At 67.1% G+C, this 26,482-nt stretch carries 21 protein-coding genes; 9 read left to right on the forward strand and 12 right to left on the reverse strand.

All coding sequences use genetic code 11. The features are described from left to right. Positions 1-30 precede the first annotated feature (30 nt). The 4 genes from ACIGJC_RS27410 to ACIGJC_RS27425 all read left to right on the forward strand — a co-directional run bounded on the left by ACIGJC_RS27410 (position 31) and on the right by ACIGJC_RS27425 (position 4,320). Positions 31-1,215, forward strand: a complete 1,185-nt coding sequence (locus tag ACIGJC_RS27410) for an aminotransferase class V-fold PLP-dependent enzyme (RefSeq protein WP_483712639.1) — start codon at positions 31-33, stop codon at positions 1,213-1,215. A gap of 39 nt (positions 1,216-1,254) precedes the next feature. Beyond that, complete coding sequence (pepE, locus tag ACIGJC_RS27415; protein WP_483712641.1) at positions 1,255-2,010, forward strand: dipeptidase PepE; 756 nt, start codon at positions 1,255-1,257, stop codon at positions 2,008-2,010. A 127-nt stretch (positions 2,011-2,137) separates the two neighbouring features. Beyond that, positions 2,138-3,301 (forward strand): porin, encoded by a 1,164-nt coding sequence (locus ACIGJC_RS27420; RefSeq protein ID WP_483712643.1) that lies wholly within the window; start codon positions 2,138-2,140, stop codon positions 3,299-3,301. 62 nt (positions 3,302-3,363) lie between these two features. Next, the gene (locus ACIGJC_RS27425; protein ID WP_483712645.1) at positions 3,364-4,320 is read left to right on the forward strand and encodes a DUF1177 domain-containing protein; all 957 of its coding nucleotides are present in this window, start codon (positions 3,364-3,366) and stop codon (positions 4,318-4,320) included. Between the two features lie 32 nt (positions 4,321-4,352). Here the strand turns inward: ACIGJC_RS27425 and ACIGJC_RS27430 are convergent, their stop codons facing one another. Both ACIGJC_RS27430 and ACIGJC_RS27435 read right to left on the reverse strand, forming a co-directional pair. Further along, on the reverse strand, positions 4,353-5,324 hold the full coding sequence (locus tag ACIGJC_RS27430; protein ID WP_483714412.1) for a DedA family protein/thiosulfate sulfurtransferase GlpE: 972 nt from the start codon (positions 5,322-5,324) through the stop codon (positions 4,353-4,355). Between the two features lie 129 nt (positions 5,325-5,453). Beyond that, positions 5,454-6,083, reverse strand: coding sequence for a response regulator (locus ACIGJC_RS27435; RefSeq protein ID WP_483712646.1), 630 nt, complete (start codon positions 6,081-6,083; stop codon positions 5,454-5,456). Between the two features lie 343 nt (positions 6,084-6,426). Here ACIGJC_RS27435 and fusA point away from each other — a divergent pair, with 343 nt between their 5' ends. After that, a complete protein-coding gene (gene fusA, locus ACIGJC_RS27440) occupies positions 6,427-8,535 on the forward strand; it encodes an elongation factor G (protein ID WP_483712648.1) in 2,109 nt (702 codons plus the stop codon). A gap of 86 nt (positions 8,536-8,621) precedes the next feature. Here the strand turns inward: fusA and ACIGJC_RS27445 are convergent, their stop codons facing one another. From ACIGJC_RS27445 to ACIGJC_RS27465, 5 genes are all read right to left on the reverse strand, one after another. Next, positions 8,622-9,608 carry a Bug family tripartite tricarboxylate transporter substrate binding protein gene (locus tag ACIGJC_RS27445; RefSeq protein ID WP_483712650.1) on the reverse strand — a complete coding sequence of 329 codons (987 nt, stop codon included), beginning with the start codon at positions 9,606-9,608 and terminating at the stop codon, positions 8,622-8,624. Positions 9,609-9,698: 90 nt separating this feature from the next. Continuing rightward, positions 9,699-11,117, reverse strand: a complete 1,419-nt coding sequence (gene pyk, locus ACIGJC_RS27450; protein WP_483712652.1) for a pyruvate kinase — start codon at positions 11,115-11,117, stop codon at positions 9,699-9,701. 13 nt (positions 11,118-11,130) lie between these two features. Continuing rightward, positions 11,131-12,399, reverse strand: coding sequence for a glycerate kinase type-2 family protein (locus tag ACIGJC_RS27455; RefSeq protein ID WP_483712654.1), 1,269 nt, complete (start codon positions 12,397-12,399; stop codon positions 11,131-11,133). 16 nt (positions 12,400-12,415) lie between these two features. Continuing rightward, on the reverse strand, positions 12,416-13,771 hold the full coding sequence (locus ACIGJC_RS27460; protein WP_483712655.1) for a dicarboxylate/amino acid:cation symporter: 1,356 nt from the start codon (positions 13,769-13,771) through the stop codon (positions 12,416-12,418). A gap of 121 nt (positions 13,772-13,892) precedes the next feature. Further along, a complete protein-coding gene (locus tag ACIGJC_RS27465) occupies positions 13,893-14,981 on the reverse strand; it encodes a tartrate dehydrogenase (protein ID WP_483712656.1) in 1,089 nt (362 codons plus the stop codon). A 114-nt stretch (positions 14,982-15,095) separates the two neighbouring features. Here ACIGJC_RS27465 and ACIGJC_RS27470 point away from each other — a divergent pair, with 114 nt between their 5' ends. Next, positions 15,096-16,019, forward strand: a complete 924-nt coding sequence (locus ACIGJC_RS27470) for a LysR family transcriptional regulator (RefSeq protein WP_483712657.1) — start codon at positions 15,096-15,098, stop codon at positions 16,017-16,019. 68 nt (positions 16,020-16,087) lie between these two features. Further along, positions 16,088-16,273 (forward strand): hypothetical protein, encoded by a 186-nt coding sequence (locus ACIGJC_RS27475; RefSeq protein ID WP_483714413.1) that lies wholly within the window; start codon positions 16,088-16,090, stop codon positions 16,271-16,273. Between the two features lie 48 nt (positions 16,274-16,321). On the opposite strand, the gene ACIGJC_RS27480 is transcribed toward ACIGJC_RS27475, so the two are convergent. From ACIGJC_RS27480 to ACIGJC_RS27490, 3 genes are all read right to left on the reverse strand, one after another. Next, complete coding sequence (locus ACIGJC_RS27480; protein WP_483712658.1) at positions 16,322-17,269, reverse strand: pseudouridine-5'-phosphate glycosidase; 948 nt, start codon at positions 17,267-17,269, stop codon at positions 16,322-16,324. 98 nt (positions 17,270-17,367) lie between these two features. Continuing rightward, a complete protein-coding gene (gene fumC, locus ACIGJC_RS27485) occupies positions 17,368-18,774 on the reverse strand; it encodes a class II fumarate hydratase (RefSeq protein WP_483712659.1) in 1,407 nt (468 codons plus the stop codon). A 234-nt stretch (positions 18,775-19,008) separates the two neighbouring features. Then, positions 19,009-19,359 carry a four-helix bundle copper-binding protein gene (locus ACIGJC_RS27490; protein WP_483712660.1) on the reverse strand — a complete coding sequence of 117 codons (351 nt, stop codon included), beginning with the start codon at positions 19,357-19,359 and terminating at the stop codon, positions 19,009-19,011. Between the two features lie 263 nt (positions 19,360-19,622). On the opposite strand from ACIGJC_RS27490, the gene ACIGJC_RS27495 reads away from it, so the two are divergent. Further along, positions 19,623-20,009, forward strand: coding sequence for a hypothetical protein (locus ACIGJC_RS27495; RefSeq protein WP_483712661.1), 387 nt, complete (start codon positions 19,623-19,625; stop codon positions 20,007-20,009). On the opposite strand, the gene ACIGJC_RS27500 is transcribed toward ACIGJC_RS27495, so the two are convergent. Beyond that, positions 20,003-21,994, reverse strand: coding sequence for a sensor domain-containing diguanylate cyclase (locus ACIGJC_RS27500; RefSeq protein ID WP_483712662.1), 1,992 nt, complete (start codon positions 21,992-21,994; stop codon positions 20,003-20,005). The two genes, ACIGJC_RS27495 and ACIGJC_RS27500, sit on opposite strands and share 7 nt — an antisense overlap. Before the next feature lie 308 nt (positions 21,995-22,302). On the opposite strand from ACIGJC_RS27500, the gene ACIGJC_RS27505 reads away from it, so the two are divergent. Beyond that, positions 22,303-25,557, forward strand: a complete 3,255-nt coding sequence (locus ACIGJC_RS27505; RefSeq protein WP_483712663.1) for a bifunctional diguanylate cyclase/phosphodiesterase — start codon at positions 22,303-22,305, stop codon at positions 25,555-25,557. 286 nt (positions 25,558-25,843) lie between these two features. On the opposite strand, the gene ACIGJC_RS27510 is transcribed toward ACIGJC_RS27505, so the two are convergent. After that, positions 25,844-26,164: a PadR family transcriptional regulator gene (locus tag ACIGJC_RS27510; protein WP_483712664.1), complete on the reverse strand. Its 321-nt coding sequence runs from the start codon at positions 26,162-26,164 to the stop codon at positions 25,844-25,846. Positions 26,165-26,482 lie beyond the last annotated feature (318 nt).

Genomic DNA, 26,482 nt, shown 5'->3' on the forward strand with positions numbered 1-26,482 from the left:
ACCCTTCCCCTGCATTACCTGAGACGTTCCATGGATATCCAAGCGATCCGTGCCGGCACCCCGCTGACGGCCTCCACCATTTACCTCGACACGGCGGCGGCATCGCTGCCGCCCGATGCGGTGCTCGACACCGTGCGCAGCTACCTGCTCGATACCGGACACGTGGGCATCTACCTGCCGGCGTTCCGCAAGCAGACCTATGCGCGCGTGGACGCCGTGCGCGGCAAGCTCGCCGCACTGCTGAATGCGGCCGCCGACGAGATCGCCTTCACCAAGAACGCGACCGAAAGCATCTCGCTGATCGCGCGCGGCATTGCCTGGCAGGCCGGCGACGAAGTGCTGGTGGCCGACACCGAGATGCTCAGCAACCTGCTGCCGTGGCGCCGCCTTGAGCAAACCCACGGCATCGTGGTGAAGATGGTGGCGGCCAATGCCGAAGGCCTGCTGTCGCCGCAAGCCTTTGACGCGGCCATCACGCCGCGCACGCGCCTGCTGACGTTCTCGCACCTGCCCAACTCCACGGGCGCGGTGCAGCCCGCCGCGCAGATCTGCGCCGTGGCGCGCCGCCACGGCGTGCTGTCGCTGGTCAATGCCGCGCAAAGCGTGGGCATGCTGCGCTCGGACGTGGGCGAACTCGACTGCGATTTCCTGGCCGGCTGCGGCCGCAAGGCGCTGCGCGCGACCGAGGGCTCGGGGTTCCTGTATGTGCGCCGCGCGCTTATCGAACAGATCGAGCCGGCGCTGGCCGGCTGGTGGAACGGCGCCTATGACCGCGCAACCGGCGCGCTGTCGTTCGTCGCCGGCGCGCGCCGCTTCGAGGCGGGCTGTCCGATCGTGCCGGCGATCCTGGGCATGGGCACGGCCATCGATTACGCCATGCAGATCGGCATCGACGCGATCGAGGCACGCGTGCGTGACCTGACCGAATACGCCGTGGCGAAATTCTCCTCGATCCCGGGCTTCGAGCTGTACGGCCCGGCCAACGTGGCCGACCGCATCGGCATCGTTCCGTTCAATGTGCGCAGCGTGGACCCGGCCAGCATCGTCGCCGCGCTTGAAGCGCAGCAATGCATCATCGAAGCCGGCAACTTCATGGCGGACGCGATCCTGGCGCGCTATGGCGTGTCGACCATGGCGCGCGTGTCGCTGCACTACTTCAACACCCACGAGGAAATCGACCGCGTGGCCGCGCTGATCCGCGCCGCCGTGGCCTGAGCCCGAGCCCCGAACCGAATCCCTGAAGGAAACCCAGACATGACCCAACGCATCCTCCTGATGAGCAGCTCGCGCAAGGACAACCTCGGCTATCTCGAGCACGCCGGCGAGCAGATCCACACCGTGCTGCGCAAGGAACCGCGCAAGGTGCTGTTCGTGCCGTTCGCCGGCGTGACGTTCAGTTTCGACACCTATGAGGGCATGGTCAAGCCGGTGTTCGAACGGCTGGGCTACGCGCTGGAGTCGATCCACCACAGCGCCGATCCGCTGCGCGCCGTGAACGAGGCCGAGGCCATCGCCGTGGGCGGCGGCAATACCTTCGCGCTGCTCAAGCGCATGTATGAAGCCGGCATCGTCGACGCGATCCGCGCGAAGGTGCGCGCCGGCACGCCGTACGTGGGCTGGAGTGCTGGCAGCAACGTGGCCTGCCCGACCATCCGCACCACCAACGACATGCCGATCGTGCAGCCGCCGTCCCTGCGCGCGCTCGGGCTGGTGCCGTTCCAGATCAACCCGCACTTCATCAGCGGCAAGCCGGCCGGCCATAACGGCGAAAGCCGTGAAGAGCGGCTGGCCGAGTTCCTGAATATCAATGCGCCGGAGCAGGTGTTTGCGTTGCCGGAAGGCTCGGCGCTGTACAGCGACGGCACTAACGGCACCGTGCTGGGCGAGCGCCATGCGCTGTGGTTCCCGGCCGAAGGCCAGGTCGAGACCATTCGCGAAGGCGAGACCTTTGCGCTGTCGCGCATCCATGGTCCGGCAGGAATGCAGGACTGGCCGGGCTTTGCCTGCTAAGCGCAGGCCTCGCTGACGCCGCCGGGCCGGCAGTGCCCGGCCAATTCGAACAAGACAACCACCGACGCAGGCTGCGCTGATGCGCCCCCGCGCGGACACCCTATTACCCACTGGAGGAGAAACCACAATGAGCCACCCCGTCCGCCGCGCCGCCCGCGCGGCCATGCCTCTGCTGCTTAGCCTGCCTGCCGCCGCCATGGCGCAACAGTCCGGCCTGACGCTGTACGGCGTCATCGACAGTGGCCTGACGTACCAGACGCATTCGAACCCGGCCGGTGACGCCGTGCTTGGCCTGCAGCAGGGCGGCGAGGGTTTCCTGTCGGGCAGCCGCTTCGGCTTGCGTGGCAGCGAAGACCTTGGCGATGGGGTCAAGGCCGGCTTCGTGCTGGAGAACGGCTTCCTGACCGATACCGGCAAGCTGGACCAGCAGGGCCAGCTGTTCGGCCGCCAGGCCTACGTGAGGATCGGCAACCGCTGGGGCGAGCTGGCCATGGGCCGGCAGTACACCACGGCCAACACCATGCTGTACTACGTCGACCCGCTCGGCGTTGGCGCGGCGCCGTCGAACTCTTGGATGGTCTACCTGACCGGCCAGCGCTACGACAACGGGGTCAGCTACACCGGCAACTTCGGCCCGGTCTCCGTAATCGCCGAATATGCGCTCGGTGAAACGGCAGGCAAAGGTTCGGCAAGCTCGTCGGTATCGCTGGGCCTCAAGTACGCGGCCGGCCCGATCACGGCGATCGGCGACTTCCAGCAAACCCGCGATATCCAGAGCCGTGCGGCCCGCATCTACATGGCAGGGCTGAAGGCATCGGTCGGCCGCGGCAACCTCTTTGCCAACTATATCTACAGCGACCGCGACGGCGGCTTCGATTCGTCGCGCGGCGGCACCGACACGGCCACCATCACGAGCATGTCGACCGCGCCCACGCCGACCAACCGCGCGGCCATCAACTCGGTCTTCAACGGCAGCCGCCGCGACGACTTCTTCACCGTCGGCGCCAACTACGCCATTACCGGCAACGTGACGCTGACCGGCAGCGTGATGCACAACCGCACGCGCGCCGACAACTTCAGCGGCAACCGCACCACCGCCTACGCCGTGGCCGACTACGCGTTCAGCAAGCGTACCGACGCCTACCTGGCCGTGGCCTACGACTGGGTGCACGGCGACTGGTCCGGCCTGTTCGGCAACAACACCACCAACTGGACCGGCGACAGCGGCCGCCGCCTTGACGGCAACGACAACCAGACCACCGTCATGGTCGGCCTGCGCCACCAGTTCTGATCGATATTCCACGCCGCGCGCGCTTGCGCGGCAACCCTCGCCCTTCCACTTGGAGAAAAACCATGGCCCTGCAGCAGACGCTGGTCATTCATGAAGCCCTGGACAGCCCGAACGCCAACGGTGCTGTGGTCCGGGAACTGTTCGCGCCCTACGCCGCGGCCGGCGTGACGGTCGAAGTGACCACGGTGCACAACGCACCGCCCGAAAACACCGCCAACACGAGCGACTTCATCACCATCGTGATTCCCGGCAGCGCCGGCAAGAGCGGCGGCGGCCGGGCGCCCACGCTGGGCGTGATCGGGCGCAATGGCGCCATCGGCGCGCGGCCCGAGCTGGTGGGCCTGGTCTCCGACGCGGATGGCCCGATCGGCTGCCTGGCCGTGGCGCTCAAGCTCGCGCAGATGAAGTCGCGCGGCGATCACCTGGCCGGCGACGTCATCGTCACGACGCACCTGTCGACCAATGTGTCGATGCAGCCACACGATCCGGTGCCGTTCATGGGCATGCCGGTGTCGTCGGACACCATGAACGACCACCAGGTGCTGCCGGAGATGGACGCCATCCTGTCGATCGATGCGTCCAAGGGCAACAGCATCATCAAGCATCGCGGCTTCGCGATTTCGCCGACGGCCATGCAGGGCTACATCCTGCGCGTGAGCCCGGACCTGGTCGCGACGATGGAATCGACCACCGGCTGCCCGGCCGTCACGTTCCCGATCTCGCAGCAGGACATCACGCCGTATCACAACGGCCTGTACCACTTCAACAGCATCATGCAGCCGCACGTGGCCACGCCCGCGCCGGTGGTCGGGGTAGCGGTGACGGCACAATCGGTCGTATCGGGCAGCGCCACGTCGGCCAACCACGAGATCGACATTGCCGAGGCCGTGCGCTTCTGCGTGGAAGTGGGTAAGCGCTTTGGCGCGGGCAAGTGCCAGTTCTTCAACGCCGCCGAGTGGGAGAAGATCCGCGCGGTCTACCCGGACCTGACGGTGTTCCAGACTACCGGCAAGCGCTGAGACTTCCGCCCCGTCACCCCGGGGCAAGCGGATCAGCCGGCTGCCGCATCGTTGGCCGCTTCCGCGGCCTGCGGCGGCGTCTCGGTGCCGCCGTGCAGGCGCTTCCACTCGTCGAAGCCGCCCGCCAGGGCAAAGGTCTGCGGATGGCCGGCGGCGCGCAGCCGCTCGGCCAGGATGGCCGCCGAAATCTCGTGCGGACAGGCGCAGTAGACGACGATGTCGCGCGACGCAAGCTGGTCGCGCAGCGTGTCGAGCGATCCATGCATGTCGACGACCATGGCCCCCGGGATGCGCTCGATCGGTGCTGGGCCATGGGCGCGGACGTCCAGCACCAGCGGCAGCGTACCGGCGCGGCGGCGGGCCTCCAGTTCATCGACGGTCATGCGCGGCACCCGCCGCGTCCGGCGCAACAGCCGGAAACGCCACCAGATGCGCCAGGCCAGGAACAGCGCGAAGGCGCCCACGCAGATCAGCACCGCCAGGTGCCCGTACTCGCTGAAGCCGGCCAGGATGACATCGACAAAGTCACTGAACACCACACCGACCAGCAGCGCCGCGCCGGCCCAGACCAGCGCGCCGACGGCGTCATAGAACAGGAATACCGGCAGCGGCGTGGCCGTCATGCCGGCCATGGCCGTGGACAGCGCGCCGGCACCGGGCAGCAGCTTGGCGAACACCAGCGATCGCGGCCCCACGCGCAGGTAAAGCGACTGGGTCTGGCGGATGCAGGTATCCGGCGACATCGACACCTTGCAGATGGTGCGCAGCATGGGCTGGCCCAGCCGGCGGCCGGCAAAATACCAGGCGGTATCCGCGATGAGGCAAGCCACGATCACGGTCGCCAGCACCGCGCCGATCGACGGGCCGGTCTCCTGCACGCCCAGTGCGCCGGCCACGAACAGCATCGGATACGCCGGAATCGGCAGGCCCGCCTGTTCCGCCAGCACGTTGAGGAACACCAGCATCAGCCCATGGTTTTCCAGCATGGTCTGCAACTCGCCCACAGCCGTCCCCCCGCCTTGGTCTTTCATTTGGATAGACCGACAGTTTGCCAGCGCTGCCGCCAGCGTGCACGTGCGCCGACTGCATGGGACCTTCAAATTCCTTGAGCCTGGGCCTGCCCGCGGCCGGCCTTACTGGATCAGCTTGCAGCGCCGGGCAAAGTCCACCAGCTCCACCAGCGAGCCGATCTGCAGCTTGGCCATGATGCGTGCCTTGTAGCTGCTGACGGTCTTGTTGCTGATAAACAGTTCGCGGCTGATGTCCTTGTACGTCATGCCGCGCGCCAGCATCTTCAGCACCCCCAGTTCCTTGTCGGAGAGGCGCCGCAGGTTTTCCTCGTCGCCGCACAACGCCGGCCCGTAGGCGCCACGCCGCGGCAGTGCCGGAAAAACCGTATAGCCGGCCAGCACGGACTCCACCGCCCGCAGGATCTCCTGGATGTCCTGGGTCTTGCTGACAAAGCCCTGCGCGCCTGCCTGCCACGCGCGCGACACGAAGACGGCCGGATCCAGCGCGGTCACGACAAGGACGCGCACCGCCGGATGGACGTCGCGCACGCGGGCAGCCACATCGAGGCCGCCGATGCGCGGAATGTCGAGGTCGAGTATCACCAGGTCCGGCTTGTGCTGGCGCACCGATTCAATCGCACACTGGCCATTGTCGGCTTCGAGAATATGCTCCACGCCGAGCAGTTGGGAAAGCTGCGATCTCATCACCAGCCGCCACGCGGGATGATCATCAACGATCAGGACGCTAGCCATGCTTGCCTGTCTGTCTCTCTGTATAGGAATGGGTCAGGTAGGCGCCCGGGCGCCGGAAGACTGTCACCCGCAGGAGGTAGACGCGGGACATGAAGGGGCAAGTATAGGCAGGCGCTCAGGCGCTGAAATGCGGTGGAACCGCAATGCAGATGAATCTGCATCTGACGAAGCAATTTCTTTGCTCTTATAGGCCGCCAGCAAGCCGGATCCACCGGCTTGCCGCGCGCGGACGACGGACGGCGCGCGGCGCGCCCCGATGGCTGCCCCTTCCGCGCGCAGGGACAAACGGGGTTGCGCGGCAGGTGCTACTCTACTTAACTAAGGTCATCCTGGAGAGATCGCCGTGTCCCGCAAAACCCCCATCGAGCGCTACCGCAATATCGGCATCAGTGCCCATATCGACGCCGGCAAGACGACGACGACGGAGCGCATCCTGTTCTATACCGGCGTCAACCACAAGCTTGGGGAAGTGCACGACGGCGCCGCGACGATGGACTGGATGGAGCAGGAGCAGGAGCGCGGCATCACCATCACGTCGGCGGCGACGACGGCGTTCTGGAAGGGCATGGCCGGCAACTACCCCGAGCACCGCATCAACATCATCGACACGCCGGGACACGTCGATTTCACCATCGAAGTCGAGCGCTCCATGCGCGTGCTGGACGGCGCGTGCATGGTCTATGACGCGGTCGGCGGCGTGCAGCCACAGTCCGAGACGGTCTGGCGCCAGGCCAACAAGTACAACGTGCCGCGCATCGCGTTCGTCAACAAGATGGATCGCGTCGGCGCGGACTTCTTCCGCGTGCAGACCCAGATCGCCGACCGGCTCAAGGGCCGCGCCGTGCCGATCCAGATTCCGGTCGGCGCCGAAGACCATTTCCAGGGCGTGGTCGACCTGGTCAAGATGAAGGCCGTGGTCTGGGACGACGAGAGCCAGGGCGTGCGCTTCGAGTACCGGGACATCCCCGCCGAGCTGCTGCCCATCGCGCAGGAATGGCGCGACAAGATGATCGAAGCCGCGGCCGAGGCCGACGAGACGCTGCTCGAGCAATACCTGTCGGGCGAACCGCTCACCGAGGCGCAGATCAAGCAGGGCCTGCGCAAACGCACCATCGCCAACGAGATCGTGCCGATGCTGTGCGGCAGCGCGTTCAAGAACAAGGGCGTGCAGAGCATGCTCGACGCGGTGATCGACTACCTGCCCTCGCCCGCCGACGTGCCCGCCATTTTGGGCCATACCGAGGACGACCGCGAGGCCGAGCGCCACCCGAACGACGACGAGCCGTTCTCGGCGCTGGCGTTCAAGATCATGACCGACCCGTTCGTCGGCCAGCTGATCTTCTTCCGCGTGTATTCGGGGGTGGTCCATTCCGGCGACACGGTTTACAACCCGGTCAAGTCCAAGCGCGAGCGGCTGGGGCGCATCCTGCAGATGCACGCCAACGTGCGCCAGGAAATCAAGGAAGTGCGCGCAGGCGATATCGCCGCGGCGGTGGGGCTGAAGGAAGCCACCACCGGCGACACGTTGTGCGACCCGAACAAGGTCATCATCCTGGAGCGCATGAGCTTCCCGGAACCGGTGATCTCGCAGGCCGTGGAGCCGAAGACCAAGGCGGACCAGGAGAAGATGGGCGTCGCCCTGAACCGGCTGGCGCAGGAGGACCCGTCGTTCCGCGTGACGACCGACGAGGAATCCGGGCAGACCATCATTTCCGGCATGGGCGAGCTGCACCTGGAGATCCTGGTCGACCGGATGCGGCGCGAGTTCGGCGTGGAAGCGTCGGTGGGCAAGCCGCAGGTGGCGTACCGCGAGACTATCCGCCAGGCGGCAAAGGATGTCGAGGGCAAGTTCATCAAGCAGTCGGGCGGACGCGGCCAGTACGGCCACGTGGTGCTCAACATCGAGCCGATGCCGCACGGCGGCGGCTACGAGTTCGTCGACGCCATCAAGGGTGGCGTGGTGCCGCGCGAGTTCATCCCGGCGGTTGACAAGGGCATCCGCGAAACGCTGACCGCAGGCGTGCTGGCCGGTTACCCGATTGTCGATGTGAAGGCCACGCTGGTATTCGGTTCGTACCACGACGTGGACTCGAACGAGAATGCGTTCCGCATGGCCGGCTCGATGGCGTTCCGCGAGGGCATGAAGCGGGCCAAGCCGATCCTGCTTGAGCCAATGATGTCGGTGGAAGTGGAAACGCCGGAGGAATTCACCGGCAATGTGATGGGCGACCTGTCGTCGCGGCGCGGCATGGTGCACGGCATGGAAGAGATCGCCGGCGGCGGCGGCAAGGTGGTGCGGGCCGAGGTGCCGCTGGCGACGATGTTCGGCTACTCCACGTCGCTGCGCTCGCTCACGCAGGGCCGCGCGACCTTCACGATGGAGTTCAAGCACTACGCCGAAGCGCCGGCCAGCGTGGCGGAGGCGGTGATCAATGCGAAGCGGGTGGCATAGCGGGTATTTCGCGCCACGCCAGCGACAGAGGCCGCGATTGCATCGCGGCCTTTTTTCGGTCTTCGCCGAATTGCGCGAATATCCAGCTACTCGATCGCCACCTTCCCTTCCTTCACCAGCTTCTCGAACTTGACCGTCTCATCATCGATGCGCTTTGCAAACGCATCAGCAGTGCCCACCATGGGCTCCGCGCCCGCAGCCAGCATGCGCTGCTGAAAATCCTGCGATTTAACGATCTTCACGATCTCGGCGCCGAGCCTGGACACGATCGGCTTCGGCGTCGCGGCAGGCGCCAGCACGCCGAACCACGTGCCGATATCAAAGCCCTTCAGCCCAGACTCTTCGAGCGTCGGCACATCCGGCAGCACGCTGGATCGCTTCGCGGTCGTCACCGCCAGGGCCCTGAGCTTGCCGGCCTTGATGTGCGGCAGCACGGTGGTCAGCGTATCGAACGACATCGTCACCTGTCCGCCCAGCAAATCTGTCGTCAGCGGACCGCTGCCCTTGTAAGGCACATGCAGTAACGGTGCGCCGGTCGCCGCCTGGAACTGCGTGCCGATCAGGTGCTGCGCCGTGCCGTTTCCGTTCGAGCCATACGCAAACTCCGTCGGCGACTGCTTCGCCAGCGCAACCAGTTCCGAGACGTTCTTCGCCGGCGTCTTGGCGGCATTGATGACGAGCACGTTCGGCACCATCGCCACCGTGGCCACCGGAGCGAGATCCTTCTGGAAGCTGTAGGGCAGCTTCTTGTAGACGCTGGTTGCAATGGTGTGGTGCACGGCCCCCATCAGCAGCGTGTAGCCGTCCGGCTTCGCCTTGGCCACGTAGTCCGCGCCCACGGTCGCGCCGGCGCCGGGCCGGTTTTCGACGATGACAGGCTGCCCGAGGGTCTTCGACAACTGGTCCCCGATCGCGCGTGCCAGCACATCGGTCGTGCCGCCGGACGGGAACGGCACCACCAGGCTGATCGGCCGCGCGGGCCATTCCTGCGATAGCGCGGCCGAAGAGGCGGCAAAGCCGACCGTCAGCACCGAAAGGCGAACGATGTGCCGCAAAGCGAGGGGTGTGCGCATTGGCTGTCTCCTGTTGGGATGGTTATGGTTTGCGTTTGGGTAAGACCGTGTTGCGGGATCGGCAATGGTGGTGTCTTCCGCCTCGCCGATTCATTGCACCTGTGCGATGCGCAGCAAGTTGGTGGTCCCGGCAACCGTGAATGGAAGCCCCGCCGAGATGACGATCGATTCGCCGCGATGCCCGAAACGCTCCTCCAGCACGGTGCGGCTGGCCAGCTCCGTCATCTCCAGCACGTCCACCACTTCGTGGCACAGCACGGCATGCACGCCCCAAGCCAGCGCCAGCCGCCTGGCGGTGGCCACGCGCGGCGTCATGCCGAGGATCGGCACTTCGGGACGCTCGCGCGCCATGCGCAGGGCCGAGTAGCCCGAGCTGGTGTAGGCAACGGTCGCCGGCACCTTGAGCAGGCCCGCGACATGGCGGATCGCGTAGCCGATGGCATCCGCGGCCTCGGCGCGCGGCGGGGTATGCGACGCCTGGATGGCGTCGTGGTAAAGCGGATCCGATTCCGTGCGCGTGATGATGCTGTCCATCATCGTCACGGCTTCCACCGGGTAGCGGCCGGAAGCCGACTCGGCCGACAGCATCACGGCATCGGCGCCGTCGTAGATGGCGGTCGCCACGTCCGAAGCCTCCGCGCGCGTCGGCACGGGCGACGCAATCATCGATTCAAGCATCTGCGTGGCCACGATCACCGGCCTGCCGGCCTTGCGGCAGGCGCGCACGATCTGCTTCTGCAGCGATGGCACCAGTTCCGCGGGCATCTCCACGCCCAGGTCGCCACGCGCGACCATCACGGCGTCCGCTTCGGCGACGATGGCTTCGAGGCTCTGGATTGCCGCGGGCTTTTCGAGCTTGGCGACGATGCCGGCGCGGCCCTGCACGATCTGCTTGATCTCCTGGATGTCCTCGGCCCGCTGCACGAACGACAGCGCGATCCAGTCGACGCCGAGCGTGAGGCCGAAGTCCAGGTCGCGGCGGTCTTTCCCGGTCATCGCCGAGAGCGGCAGCACCACGCCCGGCACGTTGACGCCCTTGCGATCCGACAGCGCGCCGCCGCTGATCACGGTCGTCTGCGCGAAGTCGGCGCCGCACTGCTCCACGCGCAGGCGGATCTTGCCGTCGTCGAGCAGCAGTTCGGTGCCTTCGCGCAGCGCGGCGAAGATCTCCGGGTGCGGCAGGCTGACGCGAGTTTGCGAACCCGGCATAGCAGCGTCGAGGTCGAGGCGGAACGGCGCCTGCGCGGCCAGTTGCACGGGGCCATCGGCAAACGTGCCGATGCGCAGCTTGGGGCCTTGCAGGTCCAGCAGCACGCCGATCGGGCGCCCCCGCTCGCGCTCGATGGCGCGGATGCTGTCCAGGCGCTGCTTGTGGTCGTCATGGCTGCCGTGGCTGAAATTGAGCCGGAATACATCGGCGCCGGCCTCGAACAGCGCATCGATGCTCTCGGGTGTCGAACTTGCCGGCCCCAGTGTTGCCACGATCTTGGCGTTGCGAAGACGTCTCATGCTTTACTCCTGGTCAGCGCGCGATCAGGATCGCGCGGAAATCGTTCACATTGGTCATGGTGGGGCCCGTGACGACGGCGTCGCCGAGCGCTTCGAAGAAGCCGTGCCCGTCGTTGGCGGCCAGCGCATCCTGCGGGCGGATTCCCAGTCTCCACGCGCGCTGCAGCGTGTCGGGCGTGACGATGGCGCCGGCGATGTCTTCCTGGCCGTCCACGCCATCGGTGTCGCCGGCGAGCGCATAGACGCCCGCCTTGCCGCGCAGCGTGAGTGCGAGCGACAGCAGGTATTCGACGTTGCGTCCGCCGCGCCCCTTGCCGCGCACCGTCACGGTGGTCTCCCCGCCAGAGAGCAGCACGCACGGCACCGGGAACGGCTGGCCATGGTTGGCGACTTCGAGCGCGATGCCGCCGAGTACCTTGCCGACCTCGCGCGCCTCGCCCTCGATCGCACCGCCGAGCACGAATACGGGCAGCCCAGCGTTCCGCGCGACTTGCGCAGCCGCTTGCAAGGCTAGCCGCGGCGTGGCGATCAATGCGGTTTGCATGCGCGGCAGGCGCGGATCGCCGGGCTTGATGGTTTCCGCCGCGTCGGAGGCCAGGGCATCGAGCACATGGCGCGGCACGTCGATGCCGTAGCGCCGGATGATGTCGCTGGCGTCGTCGCGCGTGGTGGGGTCGGCTACCGTCGGGCCGGAGGCGATATCGATCGGGTCGTCGCCGGGCACGTCCGACAGCAGCAGGTTGCAGACGCGCGCCGGGTGGCACGCCGCCGCCAGCCGGCCGCCCTTGATCGCGGAGAGATGGCGGCGCACGCAATTCATCTCCGTGATCGTCGCGCCGCAGGCGAGCAGCGCGCGATTGATCGCCTGCTTGTCTTCCAGCGACACGCCGGCCAGCGGCAACGGCAGCAGCGAAGAACCACCACCCGACACCAGGCAAATCACGAGGTCGTCTTCCGTCAGGCCCGAGACCATTTCGAGCATCCGGCGCGCTGCGTGAAAGCCAGCCGCATCGGGCACCGGGTGCGCCGCTTCGACGATCTCGATGCGCTCGCACGGCACCGCGAAACCGTAGCGGCTCACCACGAGCCCTTCGGCGGGCCACGGCCATGCGGCCTCGAAGGCATGGGCCATGGCCGCCGAGGCCTTGCCCGCGCCGATTACCAGCGTGCGGCCGCGTGGCCGTTCGGGCAGGTGGGCGGCGAGCGTCAGCGAGGGCTGCGCGGCGTCGATGGCGGCGCGGAACATGTTCTGGAGCAGCGCACGGGCCTGCAGGGCATCCATGGTCGGTTCCGTCATTTCAGTGCTGGAGTCCGGCGTGCGCATCCGCGACGCGGGTCATGCGGGTGCCGATCGCCGCCGCTTCCGGCTGCCGACCCTCGCCCGGCTCCTCGTCGACGACCTTGCCGTCCAGCGCATCCTGCAGGCGCTGCTGATCGACTGCGCCGACCCAGCGTGCAATCGCAAGCGTGCCCACCGCATTGCCAATCGTGTTGGTGATGGCACGCGCTTCCGACATGAAGCGGTCCACGCCAAGCAGCAGTACCATGCCGGCCACGGGGATCTTGCCGAGCGAGGCCAGTGTTGCCGCCAGCGTGATGAAGCCCGACCCGGTCACGCCCGCCGAACCTTTCGACGTCAGCAGCAGCACACCGAGCACGACGATCTGGTCCATCAGCGTCAGCGGCGTATTGGTGGCCTGCGCGATGAAGATCGCGGCCATGGTGTAGTAGATGCACTGGCCATCCGGGTTGAACGTCAGGCCGGACGGCACCACCAGGCCGACAACCGGCTTGGACACGCCGGCGTTCTCCAGCTTGCGCATCAGCTGCGGCACCACCGATTCCGACGAGCTGGTGCCGAGCACGGTGAACAGTTCGTCGCGGATGTACTTGAGGAACCTCCACAGGCTGAAGCCGGACACCCGTGCCACGCCGCCGAGCACGATCACGACGAACAGGAAGCAGGTCAGGTACATCGTGCCCATCAGCTTGCCGAGCGATACCACCGAGCCCAGGCCATACTTGCCTACGGTAAAGGCCATGGCGCCAAACGCGGCGATGGGCGCGAGGCGCATGATCATCCCCACGATCGTGAAGACGCCGTGCGTGAAGGACTCCAGGAAGTCGACCACGGGCCTGGCGCGCGCGCCGATATGCGACAGCGCAATGCCGAACAGCGTGGCGAACACCAGGATCTGCAGGATGTCGTTGCGCGCCAGCGCGTCGATCACGCTCGACGGCACCAGGTTCATCAGGAATTCCATGAACGTATGCGGCTGCTCGGCGGCGTGCGTGTAGCTGGCGATGGCCTTGGCGTCGAGGTGCGAGGCATCGACATTCATGCCGGCGCCGGGCTGGACCACGTTCACGACGATCAGGCCGAGCGCAAGTGCGAACGTGGACAGCAGTTCGAAATAGAGCAGCGCCCGTACACCGACGCGGCCCAGCTCCTTCATGTTTTCCATGCGGGCGATGCCCAGCACCACGGTCGCAAAGATGATCGGTGCGAACACCATCTTGATGAGCTTGATGAACACATCGCCAAGCGGCTGCAGGCTGCTGCCGATATCGGGCGCCCACACGCCGAGCAAGACGCCAGCTGTCACGCCGATCAATACCTGGACATACAGCTTTCCTAGTAGCCGTTGAATCATTGCTGTCTCCTGCTGGTTCTGCGGAATGCGCCTGCGGACGCCGCTCTTGGGGGCGGTGGTGTGCCTCCGCAGGGCCAGGTGTGCCTGGCATGGCCCGGCGAGCGCCGGGCGGTGGTACGGCTCAGGCCGCCTTGACCTGCTGGTTCGCGGCGAGGTAGTCGCAGACGGCCCGGGTCACGTCCACCGTGCGGGCCTTGCCGCCGAGGTCGCCGGTATGCAGCGCGGGGTTCGCGGTAACGGCTTCGATGGCGGCCATCAGACGCTGTGCGGCGGCTTGCTCGCCGAGGTGTTCCAGCAGCATCACGACCGACCAGAAGGTGCCGACCGGATTGGCCAGGCCCTTGCCCATGATGTCGAACGCCGAGCCGTGGATCGGCTCGAACATGGATGGGTAGCGGCGCTCGGGATCGATATTGCCGGTCGGCGCGATGCCAAGGCTGCCCGCGAGCGCGGCGGCCAGGTCGCTCAGGATATCGGCGTGCAGATTGGTGGCGACGATGGTGTCGAGCGTCTTCGGACGGTTGACCATGCGCGCGGTGGCGGCATCGACCAGCTCCTTGTCCCACGTGACGTCCGGGAAATCCTTCGCGACCTGCACGGCCACCTCGTCCCACATCACCATGGCGTGGCGCTGCGCGTTGGACTTGGTGATGACCGTCAGCAGTTTGCGCGGACGCGATTGCGCCAGCCTGAAGGCGAAGCGCAGGATGCGTTCGACGCCGACGCGGGTCATCATCGACACGTCGGTCGCGGCTTCGATCGGATGGCCCTGGTGGACGCGGCCGCCCACGCCCGAGTATTCGCCTTCGGAGTTCTCGCGCACGATGACCCAGTCGAGGTCCTCCGGCGCGCAACGCTTGAGCGGGCCGTCAATCCCGGGCAGGATGCGCGTGGGGCGCACGTTGGCGTACTGGTCGAAGCCCTGGCAGATTTTCAGGCGCAGGCCCCACAGCGTGATGTGGTCGGGAATCTGGTTGTCGCCGGCCGAGCCGAACAGGATCGCGTCCTTGTCGCGCAGCGCCTCGAGCCCGTCCGCCGGCATCATCGCGCCATGCTGGCGGTAGTAGTCGCCGCCCCAGCCGAAGTCCTCGAACTCGAAGCGAAAGCCCGCGCCCGCGGCGGCCAGCGCTTCCATGACTTCGCGCCCGGCCGGCACCACCTCCTTGCCAATGCCGTCGCCCGGAATCGTTGCGATCTTGTACGTCTTCATCTTTCGTCTCCTGTCGGGATCACCGCTGAATTGCGTGACGGGATTCTGGCCGGTAGACGAGGTTTTGGATCGGCGCTAGAGTTAAACCATTATTAACTTGAAGTTAACAGCGACATGGCCACCACGAGCGGTATCCAGCCGTCGGAACTGGGCTTTTTCGCCTCGGTGGCGACGGCCGGCAGCCTGAGCGCCGCCGCGCGCGACCTGGGCATCACCACGGCGGCGGTCAGCAAGCGGCTCGCTCAGATGGAATCGCGCATCGGCATGCCGCTGGTGACGCGGACGACGCGGCGCATGAGCCTGACGCCGGAGGGCGAGGTGTTCCTGGAGCATGCGCGGCGGATCCTGGGCGAGATCGACGACTTGCAGCAACTGCTCACCAGCGCCAGGGGCCGGCCCAGCGGGCTCCTGCGCGTCAATGCCACACTCGGCTTCGGCCGCATGCATGTGGCGCCCGTGATCTCGGAATACAGCCGCAAGTACCCGGACGTCGACGTGCAGCTGCAGCTCTCGGCCGACCCGCCGCCGCTGACCGAAGACGCCTTCGACGTCTGTGTGCGCTTTGGCGAGCCGCCCGACGCCCGCATCGTTGCCAGGCTGCTGGCGCCCAACCGCCGCCTGCTGTGCGCGTCGCCGAAGTACCTGCGCGAGCGTGGCGTGCCGCAGACGCCGTCGGAGCTGCTGCGCCATAACTGCATCGGCATCCGCCAGGGCAGCGACGCCTATGGCGTATGGCGCCTGACGCCGGTGAAGAGCGGCAAAGGGCGCACGGAGTCGATCCACGTGCGCGGCAACGTCACGACGAACGATGGCGAGATCGCCGTGCACTGGGCGCTGGAAGGCCACGGCATCGTCATGCGCGCGGAGTGGGATATCGAGCGCTACCTGCGCAGTGGCCGGCTGGTGCAGGTACTGCCGCAGTACGCGACGCCGGAGGCGAATATCTATGCCGTGTACCAGCAGCGCCACCAGTTGTCGTCGCGCATCCGGCTTTTCGTCGAATTCCTGGCGCTGAAGTTCAGCGCGTTCGGCAAGTAGGCAAGACGGCCGGCTTTCCCCCGCGGGCTGGCCCACTGCGTACAATGCGGGGCTCGACTCCTGGGATGATGTCCGTGAAGAAAACCGATCTCGAAAAGAACAAGGGCCTGAAGATCAACAACAACATGAAGCAGGCAGGCGCCAACCGCGCCGGCGCTTTGCCGAAGACGAAGGGCCAGCAGAACGCCGGCAAGACCGGCCTGCTTGGCAAGCTGCTCGGCAAGGCGCTGCCGCCGGAGAAGGCGAAGGACTGATGTGCAGGCTCCGGCTCGCGCGCGTCGGTGTGCCGCGCCGGGCCGATCCTAGGCTGACCGGGCGCCGTGCGCGGCCTGGGGCAGTGCCAGGGCCAGCCTGGCGCCGACTTCGGCGTTGTGTTTCACCAGCGCGATATTGGTCGCAAGGCTGCGCCCCCCGGTGAGCGCCTTGATGCGCGCCAGCAGGAACGGCGTCACCGCCTTGCCGGTGATGCCTTGCACGCGGGCTTCATCGAGCGCCTGCTGTGTCAAGGCATCGATCTCCCCTGACGGCATCGCTGCCGACTCCGGCACTGGCGTGCTCAGCAGCACGCCGCCCGCGAGGCCCAGATCCCATTTGGTGCGGATGAAACGCGCCTGGTCAGCGGGATCATCCAATCTGTAATCCGCACGAAAGCCGCTGTCGCGCGTGTAGAACGCCGCGAAATTGTCTTGCTCGCAACTGAGCACCGGCACGCCATGGGTTTCGAGATACTCGAGCGTGAGCCCGATATCGAGGATCGACTTCGCGCCGGCGCACACCACCGCCACCGAAGTCTGCGCCAGTTCCTGCAGGTCGGCCGAGATATCGAAGGTTTCCTGCGCGCCGCGGTGCACGCCACCTATGCCGCCGGTCACGAAGACTTCGATGCCGGCCAGGGCCGCGCAAATCATCGTGCCCGCTACCGTCGTGGCGCCAAGTTCTCCGCTGGCCAGCACGGCCGGCAGGTCGCGGCGGCTTACCTTGTGGGCTTGGCCCGAGCGGCCGAGCCGTTCAAGTTCATCGCCTGAGAGGCCGATGCGGATGCGCCCGTCGATCACGGCAATGGTCGCGGGCTCGGCACCGAGATCGCGGATCACGGCCTCAACCTCTCGCGCCGTGCGAACGTTTTCCGGGTAAGGCATGCCGTGCGCAATGATGGTCGATTCCAGTGCGACCAAAGGTCGGCCGGCGGCGCGTGCCTCGGCAACGGGTTCGCTGAAGGACAGCCAGGATCGGGCGACGGTTGAATCCATTCTGGTGTGCTCCGTGGTCGAACGCCGGTAGAGGCAGCGTGCTGCGCCACGCTGATGGACGACGGGACATCGCCCAAGCAATGTCCCGCCTTTCAGCCCTACACCTCTCTGGTCATCCCCTTCAAATCGATCCACTCGGCAAACTGTTCCTCCGTCACGTGCCCGGACGCAATCGCCGCCTCGCGCAGCGAAAGATTGCGCTTGACCGCCAGCTTGGCGATCTCGGCAGCCTTGTCATACCCGATATGCGGATTGAGTGCGGTCACGGGCATCAGCGACCGTTCAAGCAGTTCGGCAATTCGCTCACGGTCAGCTTCCACCCCTTCGACCATATGCTGGGCGAAGCTCGATGCCGCATCGGCCAGCAGCGTCACCGATTGCAGCAGGCTGTAGACGATCACCGGCTTGTACGCATTGAGTTCAAGCGTTCCAAGCGCATTGGCGAGCGTCACCGTAGTGTGATTGCCGATCACCCGGCAGCACACCATCGCCAGCGCTTCCGCCTGCGTAGGATTGACCTTGCCTGGCATGATAGACGAGCCCGGTTCATTGGCCGGCAACTGCAGCTCGGCAAACCCCGCGCGCGGTCCTGAGCCGAGCAACATGAAGTCGCGCGCGATCTTCAGGAACGATGACGCGGTGGTGTTGAGCGCGCCGGACAGGTCCGCCAGCGCGTCGTGCGCGGCCTGCAGGGCATAGCGGTTCGGCGCCGGCTCGAATGGCAGGCCGGTGTAGTCGGCCAGCGCGCGCGCGAACGCGGCGGCGAATCCGGGCGGCGCGTTCAGGCCGGTGCCCACCGCCGTGCCACCCTGCGCCACGGGCATCGCGCGCAGCATGGCTTGCTGCAGCCGCGACTGCGCGTCGGCCACCTGCGTCATATAACCCGAAAACTCCTGGCCGAGGGTCAGCGGCACGGCATCCTGCACGTGCGTGCGGCCGACCTTGACGATGTCGGCGAAAGCATCCACCTTGCGCGCGAAGGTCTGCTGCAGCAGTTCCAATGCAGGTAGCAGCTTCTGCTGGATCGCCCGCGTGGCAGCGATATGCATGGCCGTCGGGAAGCTGTCGTTGGACGACTGGCTCGCGTTGACGTGGTCGTTCGGGTGCACCGGCTTCTTGCTGCCCACCTGGCCGCCGAGCAGCTGGATGGCGCGGTTGGAGATGACCTCGTTGAGGTTCATATTGGTCTGGGTGCCCGAACCGGTCTGCCAGACCGACAGCGGGAATTCGTCCGGCCAGCGGCCTTCGATGACTTCGCCGGCGGCCTGTTCGATGGCGCCGGCCAGTTCCTGCGGCAGTACGTCCAGTTCGCGGTTGGCGCGCGCAGCGCACAGTTTCAGGATGGCGAACGCTTCAATCAGCGCCGGCGGCATTTTTTCAATGCCGATGCGGAAATTCTGGCGCGAGCGTTCGGTCTGCGCGCCCCACAGGTGATCGGCGGGTACCGGCACATCGCCGAGACTGTCCTTTTCGATGCGGGTGGCGGAGGGAGACGGTGCGGACATTGACAAGCTCCTGGCAACGGGGAGAGAGGTGATCTGCCGTGGCGCGGCATCACCGCCCAAGGCTGTCCTTCAGAATAGTGCTTGATCGTGCCCGGCAGCGCCGTCGCATGGGGTGGCAAGGGACAAGCCGGGGGATCCCGCGAAGCCGGATGCCGCAAGCGGACGCCGGCTCAGGCAGGCGTCGAGTGATGTGGCCGGCATCCTTGATGGCGCCGGCCCTGGATCCATGGATGGCTAGGCCGTCATCTTCAGGCACGCCTCCATGCAAGCCGCGCACGCGCGCGCGCACTCCTGGCAGTGTTCGGCATCGTGGCGCTCGCATTCCTCCTTGCACCACTTGCAGACTTCGGCACAGTCCTCGCAGACCAGCGGAGCGAATTCGCTGTTGCGCAGCATGTACGACGCGGCAAGCTGCGCAATGCCGGCACAGTCCATGTCCAGCGCGATGCAGCGCGCCATCTTGCGCACGTCAGGCTCTTCCAGGCACGCCGCGGCGCACTTGAGCGCGGCGGCGGCACAAGCATTGCAGGCGGCAATGCAGTCGGCGTAGCGGCGGGCGTTTTCCTGCACGGTGGGTCGGATCATGTGAGCGTCCTCCATTGGGGGTCGGTGACGGCAACAGGCAGAAACCCGCGGTGACTGAAACGGCAGTCGCGGGCAACCGTTATCCACAATAGCAGGCGCCGACGCGTCCTGCCGGGACGGGTTTGCTGCACAGCAGTGATCTACAATGCCGCCTTCGCCGCACGCCCGATCGCAGGAATGGCCATGGCAGCGGCACTAGCCGCCCCAAGCCATGCTCTAATCGGAAACACGGCATTCACATGTGGCAGGAAAGGAAGGACATCATGGGCGAGGCAAAACGGCGGGGTACCCCCGAGCAGCGGGCGGAAGAGGCGCGTGCGAAGAAAGAGGCCTTGCGCCCGGCGCAACTGGTCTGCGGCCATTGCAAGACAGCATTTCAGGAATTCGACGAGCTGGACGTGCCCGGCCTGCCCGGCATCGATGCCGTCTTTGGCGGACAGTGCCCGTCCTGCGGCAACGATGTGGTGGTCTTCAAGGGCGAGTCCAACGCCGTGGCCGAGGCCATGATCGCGTGGCAGAAGATGCTCGGCGCCGACGCGCAGCTGGGCTACCAGTCCAGCGACGGCCGTCATGTGGCGTACGAGCCTGGCAGCGACGGCGGCGAAGACCCCGGTAGCGCGGGCGGCACCCCGCGCGGCACGGTTCACTGAGCGCTGTCGACGGTCACCAGTTCCGGCGGGCCGATCTCGTACCGGCCCCGTCCGGCGCTCTTGGCGCGGTACAGCAGCACGTCAGCCAGGCGCAGCAGCTCGCTGTCCTGTATCGGGCCGCCGTCGTACAACGCCACGCCGATGCTGACGTCGACATCGGCGAACATGCCCTCGAACTCAAAGCGCTGCCCTACCGCGCACAGGATGGCGGTGGCCACGCTGCGCGCCGCGGCCGCGCTGCCGACGCATTCGAGGATGACTGCGAATTCGTCGCCGCCGACGCGCGCCACCGCGTCCTGCTTGCGCACGCAGCCGAGCACGCGCTTGGCAAAAGCCTGCAGCAGCAGGTCGCCCGCCGCATGCCCGTGGACGTCGTTGACCGCCTTGAAGCGGTCCATGTCCAGGTACAGCAACGCCATCATCCCGCCGGTTTCACGGCAGTCCGCCATGGCGTGCTGCAGCCGGCTTTCGAACGCGCTGCGGTTCAATAGCTGGGTCAGGTGGTCGGTGCTGGAAATATGCGACAGGCGCAGGGTTTCCAGCTTTCGCGGCGTGATGTCCTGCACGTGGATATGCACGCCGACCACTTCGCTGCCATCCGCGCTCCATTCGGGGCGGTAGCTGGTTTCCATGCAGTGGTATTCAGGATCGCTGTCTTCGGACTCGAAGGTCACCACGGCACCCGCCAGCGCGCGCTGCAGGAACGGCTGGGCCCTGGCATAGCGCGTTTCGCCCAGCACTTCGCGCACGGTCTTGCCGCGCAGTTCGTCCAGCGTCATGCCGAAGGTGTGTTCATAGGCGATGTTGTTGAACACATAGCGCTCCTCCGTATCGACAAAGGCCAGCAGCGACGGCAGCGTGTCGGTCACGGCGCGCAGGCGCCGCTCGCTGCGGTCCAGTTCGTGGCGGCGGTCGCGCACGTCGCGCATCAGGCGGGTGAACGCGCGCGCCAGGTCGCCGATCTCGTCGCGATGCTGCCGCTCGGGCAGGCGTTCGAAGGCAGACAGGTCGGAGGCGCTGTCCCGGACCACCTCATGCAGCCGCGTCAGCGGCGTCAGCAGGTAGCGCACGGCCAGCCAGATGGACGCGGCCGCCAGCAGCAGCGCCAGCCCCGCCAGCAGCAGCAGGCGCTCCTGCATGCGGTGCAGCGGCGTGTAGGCCTCGCGCGCCGGGAGCAGCGCCACGAGTTCCCAGCCCGTGGTCGACATCAGGTAGCGCGAGACCACCGGGCGCGTGGGCGTCAGGAATTCCAACAGCGCGGCGCGGTCCTCCTGGCCGCAGGTATCGCCAATGGCGCGGGCGGGCTGGCGCGCCTGCGCCGGATCGGGATGCTGCACGTAGACCGGGCGGCTGCCTGCCGACACCAGGCAGTAGAAGCCCGTGGTCCCGAGCCGGTTGTGCAGGACTTCCGCGAGAAAGTTGGAGCTCGACAGGTCGAGCCAGCCACCCACCAGGCCGGCAAACTGCCCTTGCGCCGACAGGACCGGCACCGCCACGATCACGCCCAGGCGGTCGTTGGTGCGCGCCCGGATCGGCGGGCTGACCACAGGCGCGTGCGTGCGTGCCGCTTCGCGGAAATAGCCGCGGTCGCCGACTTCGGCGAGCATGCCGCCGTCGCCCAGCGCGGTGCCGCGCGCGTCGGCCACCATCAGGCCGTTGAACGCGCCAGGAACGGGAATGGCGCGCCGGACCTGCGCCAGTGCCTGGATCAGCGCGGCGTGCGACTGCGTGCCGCGCGCCATGGCGAGCAGGCCGCCAAGCTGTCCGGCCTGCTGCTTCAGCAGCATGATGCGGTCTTGCATGGCGGTGTCGAGCTGGTCGGCGGACAGCTTGACGATCGAGTCCTGCTCGTCCTGGAGCACGTCATGCAGGTCGCGGTGCACCGCGTACAGCGAAGTGAGCACGATGCCCGTGCCGAACACCGCGGCCAAAACCGTGGTGATCAACGCGATACGCGCTTTCAGCGTGGGCAAGAAGACGGGCATGCGGGGGCGATGTTCGGAATTCGGCTTGCCGCGGGCCGTGTCCGCGCAGGCGGGGGCGCGATGAAACGCAAGCGGCACAACCCTACCATACCCGGCGGCGTCACGGCAGGTAGGCAATGTGTGTGGGGTGACATTGCCCACCTGCCGGGCTGTCCCGTTGGGAGAACGGGGACGGTGCGGTGCGGTGCGGTGCGGTGCGGTGCGGTGCGGTGCGGGACTGTGCGCGTGCGACGTGCCAAGGTATAGTGCCGCGATGCCTGCAAGGGCGCGGGCATATGCCGCGCGGCAATCCACGAATCCCGTCCGCCATGAAACTGCGTTTGCCCTCGTCCGCCGTGCCCGTGTTGCTCGCGCTGCTGGTTGCAGCGGGCGGCACGCTGCTGACGGCGGCGGCCTGGCGGCAGGCGGCGCAACCCGAACAGCGCCTGGCGCAGCAGCGCTTCGACGCGCTGCTGGCCGATGCCACGGTCGCGCTGCGCGCGCGGCTGCAGGAAAACGACCAGTTGCTGCGTGGCGTGGCAGCGCTGATGACGGCCCACCCGGCCACGTCGCGCGCCCAGTGGCGCAACTACCTGTACGCGGCGCAGTTCGACGAACTGCCGCCCGGCACGCAATCCGTCGGCTATGCCCCGGCGGTCCCACGCGATGGCGCGGCCCGCCTGGCCGCCGCCGCGCGCCGCGACGGCCTGCCCGATTTCAGCATTACGCCGCCAGGGCTGCGCGATCTCTACGTGCCCGTCTTCTATATCGAGCCACTGGCCGGGCGCAACGCCCGGATGCTCGGCTTCGACCTGCTGTCCGACCCGCCGCGCCGCGCCGCGCTGGAAGCCGCCCGCGACAGCGGCGAGCCGCGCGCGACCGGCGGGCTCGAGCTGCAGCGCGAGGCCGAGTCGCCGACGCACCAGCTTGGCGCGCTGGTGGCCCTGCCGGTGTATGGCGGCGAGGCGTTCAGCAATGCCGAGGATCGGCGCGCCGCAGTCATCGGCTATGTCTATACGTCGCTGCGGCTGGGCGACCTGATGCGCAGCGTGACGGGACGCGCCGCCAGCGAGCTGGTGCTGGCACTCCATGAAGGCCCCGTCAGCGCGCGCGGCCGGGTCTTGTCCGGCGATCTCACCGACGGCGAGCGCCGTGACGACGGGCACCTTCCCATGCTCGCCGCCGAGCGCCAGTTCGACTATGGCGGGCGGACCTGGACCTTGCGCGCGGCGTCGCGCCCGGCATTCGAAGCGGCCCAGGGCACCAACCGCGCCCGCATGGTGGCTGCCGCCGGGGCGCTGGCCACGCTGCTGGTGACGCTGCTGACCTTTGCGCTGGCACGCCAGCGCCAGGCCGCCCGGCAGGACGCCATCGCGGCCGACAACCGCCGCGAAGCCGACCACGCCATGCTGAAGGCCTGCATGGCGCTTGCCGCGGACGGCTTCCTGGTGACCGATGCCGAGGGCAGGGTAACCATCGCGAGCGCGCGCGCGGCACAGCTCTTCGGCACCAGTGCCGAGGAATTGCAGGGCCGCGCGCTGGCCAGGCTGGTGCCGGGGGTGGCCGGCATTGCGATGGCATCGGTCGCGCGGTCCGGACGGGCGTCGGCCCAGCGGGAGCTGGAAGGCGTGCGCGCGGATGGCAGCCGCTTCCCGCTGCGGGCCGGCATGGCGCGACTGCCCGGCAACGGTGCCGGCGAGCCCGCCCGCTCCCTCTGGATCCTGACCGACCTGGACGAGTTGTGGCAGGCGCGCCAGCAGGCTGCCGTGCAGGCCGGCCGCTATGCAAGCCTGGCCGACCACGCGCCCATGTCCGTCATCACCTTCGGTGAAGACGGGTGCATCACCGGCATCAACCGCGCGGGCCAGCACATGCTCTGGTATCCCGACCCAGGGATGGCCGTCGGCATGCGCTACGCCGACCTGCATGTGGCCGATGAACTGGCCGAACGCGCGCGCGAGCTGACCCGCGAACTCGGGGAAGCCGTCGCACCGGGGCTGCCCGCGCTGGTGGCGAAGGCCCGCCTGGGACTGGTCGACGAGCGCGAATGGACGTGGGTGCGCAAGGGCGGCTCGCGCCTGCCGGTGCAGGTGACGTTGTGCACGTTGCCGGCCGAAGACGGCCAGCCGCGCGCGTACCAGGCCATTGCCTGCGACCTGACCGAACGCCACCGCGTGGACGAGTACATCCGCCACCTGGCGATGCATGACGCGCTGACCGGCCTGCCCAACCGCGTCGGGCTGACCGAGCGCTGCGAAGTGCTGCTGCTGCACGCGCGGCGCCACGGCGAGCGCGTGGGCCTGCTGCTGCTCGATCTCGATCATTTCAAGCATATCAACGACTCGCTGGGCCATCCGGTCGGCGACGACGTGCTGCGTTCCATTGCCGACCGACTCAAGGCTGCCGTACGCCACGGCGACCTGGTCGCGCGCATGGGCGGCGACGAGTTCGCCGTGGTGCTAAGCGGACTGCGCCAGGACAGCGAAGCCGAGCTGGCCGCCTCGAAAATCCTGGCGCGGGTATCCGAAGCGCTCGATATCGACGGCCAGCGGCTGCGCGTGACGCCGTCGCTGGGCATCGCGATGTTCCCGACCGATGGCGAATCGCTGACCGACCTGCTCAAGTCGGCCGATGCCGCCCTGTACGCCGCCAAGCAGGGCGGCCGCGCGCAGCAGCGCCGCTTTGCCAGCGAGATGGGCGAAGCGGCCCTTGCACGACTCACCATCGAGGGGCTGCTGCGCCGGGCGCTGGACGAGCACGAGTTCAACCTGCGCTACCAGCCCATCGTCGATACCACCACGCTGGCCGTGACCGGCGTGGAAGCGCTGATTGCCTGGCAGACGCCTGAGCGCGGCACGATGTCGCCGGCCGAGTTCATCCCCATCGCCGAGCAATGCGGCCTGATCGGCGCGCTTGGCGAATGGACGCTGGCCACGGCCTGCCGCGACATCCAGGCGCTGCGCTTGGCGCTGGGCCGCGATATGGAGGTGGCCGTGAACATCTCGCCGCTGCAGTTGCGCCAGGCCGGGTTTCCCGAAGTGGTCGCGCGCTGCCTGCAGCAGACCGGACTGCCGCCGGCGAGCCTCGCCATCGAGGTGACCGAGGGGATCCTGGTCGACGGCGCCGAGACCACCATCGACACCTTTCACCGGCTGCGCGAGCTGGGCGTGCAGATCTCGATCGACGATTTCGGCACCGGCTATTCGGGCCTGCACTACCTGACGCGGCTGCCGATCAACCGGCTCAAGATCGACAAATCCTTCGTCGACGACGTCGCCACCCCTGGGCATGATCAGGTCGTGGCGGCGGCGATCATCGCGCTCGGCCACCAGCTGCACCTCAAGGTCGTGGCCGAGGGCGTGGAAACCATGGCGCAGTTCGGATTCCTGCGCGAGCGCGGCTGCGATGCCCTGCAGGGTTACTTGTTCTGCCGCGCGGTCGGACCCGAGACGCTGCGCGAAGTGCTCGACAGCGGCTTCGAACGCATGATGCCTGCCGATGCCTGGCGCGAAGCGGACGCCGAAGTCGGCGCTGAATCCGGCGAACCCGGTGAACCCGGCACCGGACCCAAAATCAGCCGATAGCCCCATCGGAATAGTTTGCTGTTCTGATCAAGAATGACTTCGTGTGGGCGACCGCGAATCGTGATCGCATCCTAGGCAGTGGAGCAAGCGCTACGAAGGGAAGGCAGAGAAGTAGTCAGCGCCGCAGGCAAGGGCGCGTCGATGCGCTGGCCGGGACGATGCCTCGGTCAGCGCATTTTTCTTGGCGTTGGGGTGGCACGCCCATGCCCGACCGCGTCGCGCAGAAATGGGTACGCTACGTCCACGCGGACAGGCTGGGACGTTGCGCGGCAAGCGCGCGGAAGATTCAGGCTTGTGTCGGAGCCGTGGTTTCCGTATCCGGCGCGTGCAGGCGACGGTACAGGTCGTCGATGCGCTCGCGGCTGGACCGCAATTCTTCACGGCCCTGCTCGGTGAGCAGATAGACGCGGCCGATGCCGTCGCGCAATACGCTCTGCAGGTAGCCTTCCATCTGCAAGGCACGCAACAGCGGCCTCACGCTGCCGATATCGACCTGGAAGCCATATTCCATCAACATTTCTGCGAGCATGGCCACGGTCGCAGGGACTTCCATGGCGAACTGCAGGACGTAAACACGGGCGAGCAAGCCCAGGAACTGTCGTTTCATGTCGCAGGCAACGCGGAACGGTGAAGGCCGGTTGACGCAAGTTATGCAATGTGGAGCATCCGCGACCGGCGGGGATCGCCGTGGCAACTCGCAGGCATGCCGGCAAATGCCAAGCTTGCGCCTGGTTGCGGCAAAAAAGAAGCCGCCAGGTTCCTGGCGGCTTGTCGGGAATGCGTCGGAGGGGTCAATTAACTCTGGCGCAGACCAGATTTTAGTTTGATCGAAGTGCCATTGTCACGCGCCTGTCGCATATCCCCCTCTATGGAGGGGTGCCGCTGAAAGCTCCTTGCAAGGTCACGTCGCAGGGGTGCAAATGGA

It is taken from the genome of Cupriavidus sp. C3SS-1 (genome assembly GCF_057073755.1).

What these genes read in the sequence shown, in the direction of transcription:
- ACIGJC_RS27410 (WP_483712639.1), top strand. Translation starts at nt 31, where the DNA reads ATGGATATCCAAGCGATCCGTGCCGGCACCCCGCTGACGGCCTCCACC.
- pepE (WP_483712641.1), top strand. Translation starts at nt 1,255, where the DNA reads ATGACCCAACGCATCCTCCTGATGAGCAGCTCGCGCAAGGACAACCTC.
- ACIGJC_RS27420 (WP_483712643.1), top strand. Translation starts at nt 2,138, where the DNA reads ATGAGCCACCCCGTCCGCCGCGCCGCCCGCGCGGCCATGCCTCTGCTG.
- ACIGJC_RS27425 (WP_483712645.1), top strand. Translation starts at nt 3,364, where the DNA reads ATGGCCCTGCAGCAGACGCTGGTCATTCATGAAGCCCTGGACAGCCCG.
- ACIGJC_RS27435 (WP_483712646.1), bottom strand. Translation starts at nt 6,083, where the DNA reads ATGGCTAGCGTCCTGATCGTTGATGATCATCCCGCGTGGCGGCTGGTG.
- ACIGJC_RS27445 (WP_483712650.1), bottom strand. Translation starts at nt 9,608, where the DNA reads ATGCGCACACCCCTCGCTTTGCGGCACATCGTTCGCCTTTCGGTGCTG.
- pyk (WP_483712652.1), bottom strand. Translation starts at nt 11,117, where the DNA reads ATGAGACGTCTTCGCAACGCCAAGATCGTGGCAACACTGGGGCCGGCA.
- ACIGJC_RS27455 (WP_483712654.1), bottom strand. Translation starts at nt 12,399, where the DNA reads ATGGATGCCCTGCAGGCCCGTGCGCTGCTCCAGAACATGTTCCGCGCC.
- ACIGJC_RS27460 (WP_483712655.1), bottom strand. Translation starts at nt 13,771, where the DNA reads ATGATTCAACGGCTACTAGGAAAGCTGTATGTCCAGGTATTGATCGGC.
- ACIGJC_RS27465 (WP_483712656.1), bottom strand. Translation starts at nt 14,981, where the DNA reads ATGAAGACGTACAAGATCGCAACGATTCCGGGCGACGGCATTGGCAAG.
- ACIGJC_RS27470 (WP_483712657.1), top strand. Translation starts at nt 15,096, where the DNA reads ATGGCCACCACGAGCGGTATCCAGCCGTCGGAACTGGGCTTTTTCGCC.
- ACIGJC_RS27475 (WP_483714413.1), top strand. Translation starts at nt 16,088, where the DNA reads ATGTCCGTGAAGAAAACCGATCTCGAAAAGAACAAGGGCCTGAAGATC.
- ACIGJC_RS27480 (WP_483712658.1), bottom strand. Translation starts at nt 17,269, where the DNA reads ATGGATTCAACCGTCGCCCGATCCTGGCTGTCCTTCAGCGAACCCGTT.
- fumC (WP_483712659.1), bottom strand. Translation starts at nt 18,774, where the DNA reads ATGTCCGCACCGTCTCCCTCCGCCACCCGCATCGAAAAGGACAGTCTC.
- ACIGJC_RS27490 (WP_483712660.1), bottom strand. Translation starts at nt 19,359, where the DNA reads ATGATCCGACCCACCGTGCAGGAAAACGCCCGCCGCTACGCCGACTGC.
- ACIGJC_RS27495 (WP_483712661.1), top strand. Translation starts at nt 19,623, where the DNA reads ATGGGCGAGGCAAAACGGCGGGGTACCCCCGAGCAGCGGGCGGAAGAG.
- ACIGJC_RS27500 (WP_483712662.1), bottom strand. Translation starts at nt 21,994, where the DNA reads ATGCCCGTCTTCTTGCCCACGCTGAAAGCGCGTATCGCGTTGATCACC.
- ACIGJC_RS27505 (WP_483712663.1), top strand. Translation starts at nt 22,303, where the DNA reads ATGAAACTGCGTTTGCCCTCGTCCGCCGTGCCCGTGTTGCTCGCGCTG.
- ACIGJC_RS27510 (WP_483712664.1), bottom strand. Translation starts at nt 26,164, where the DNA reads ATGAAACGACAGTTCCTGGGCTTGCTCGCCCGTGTTTACGTCCTGCAG.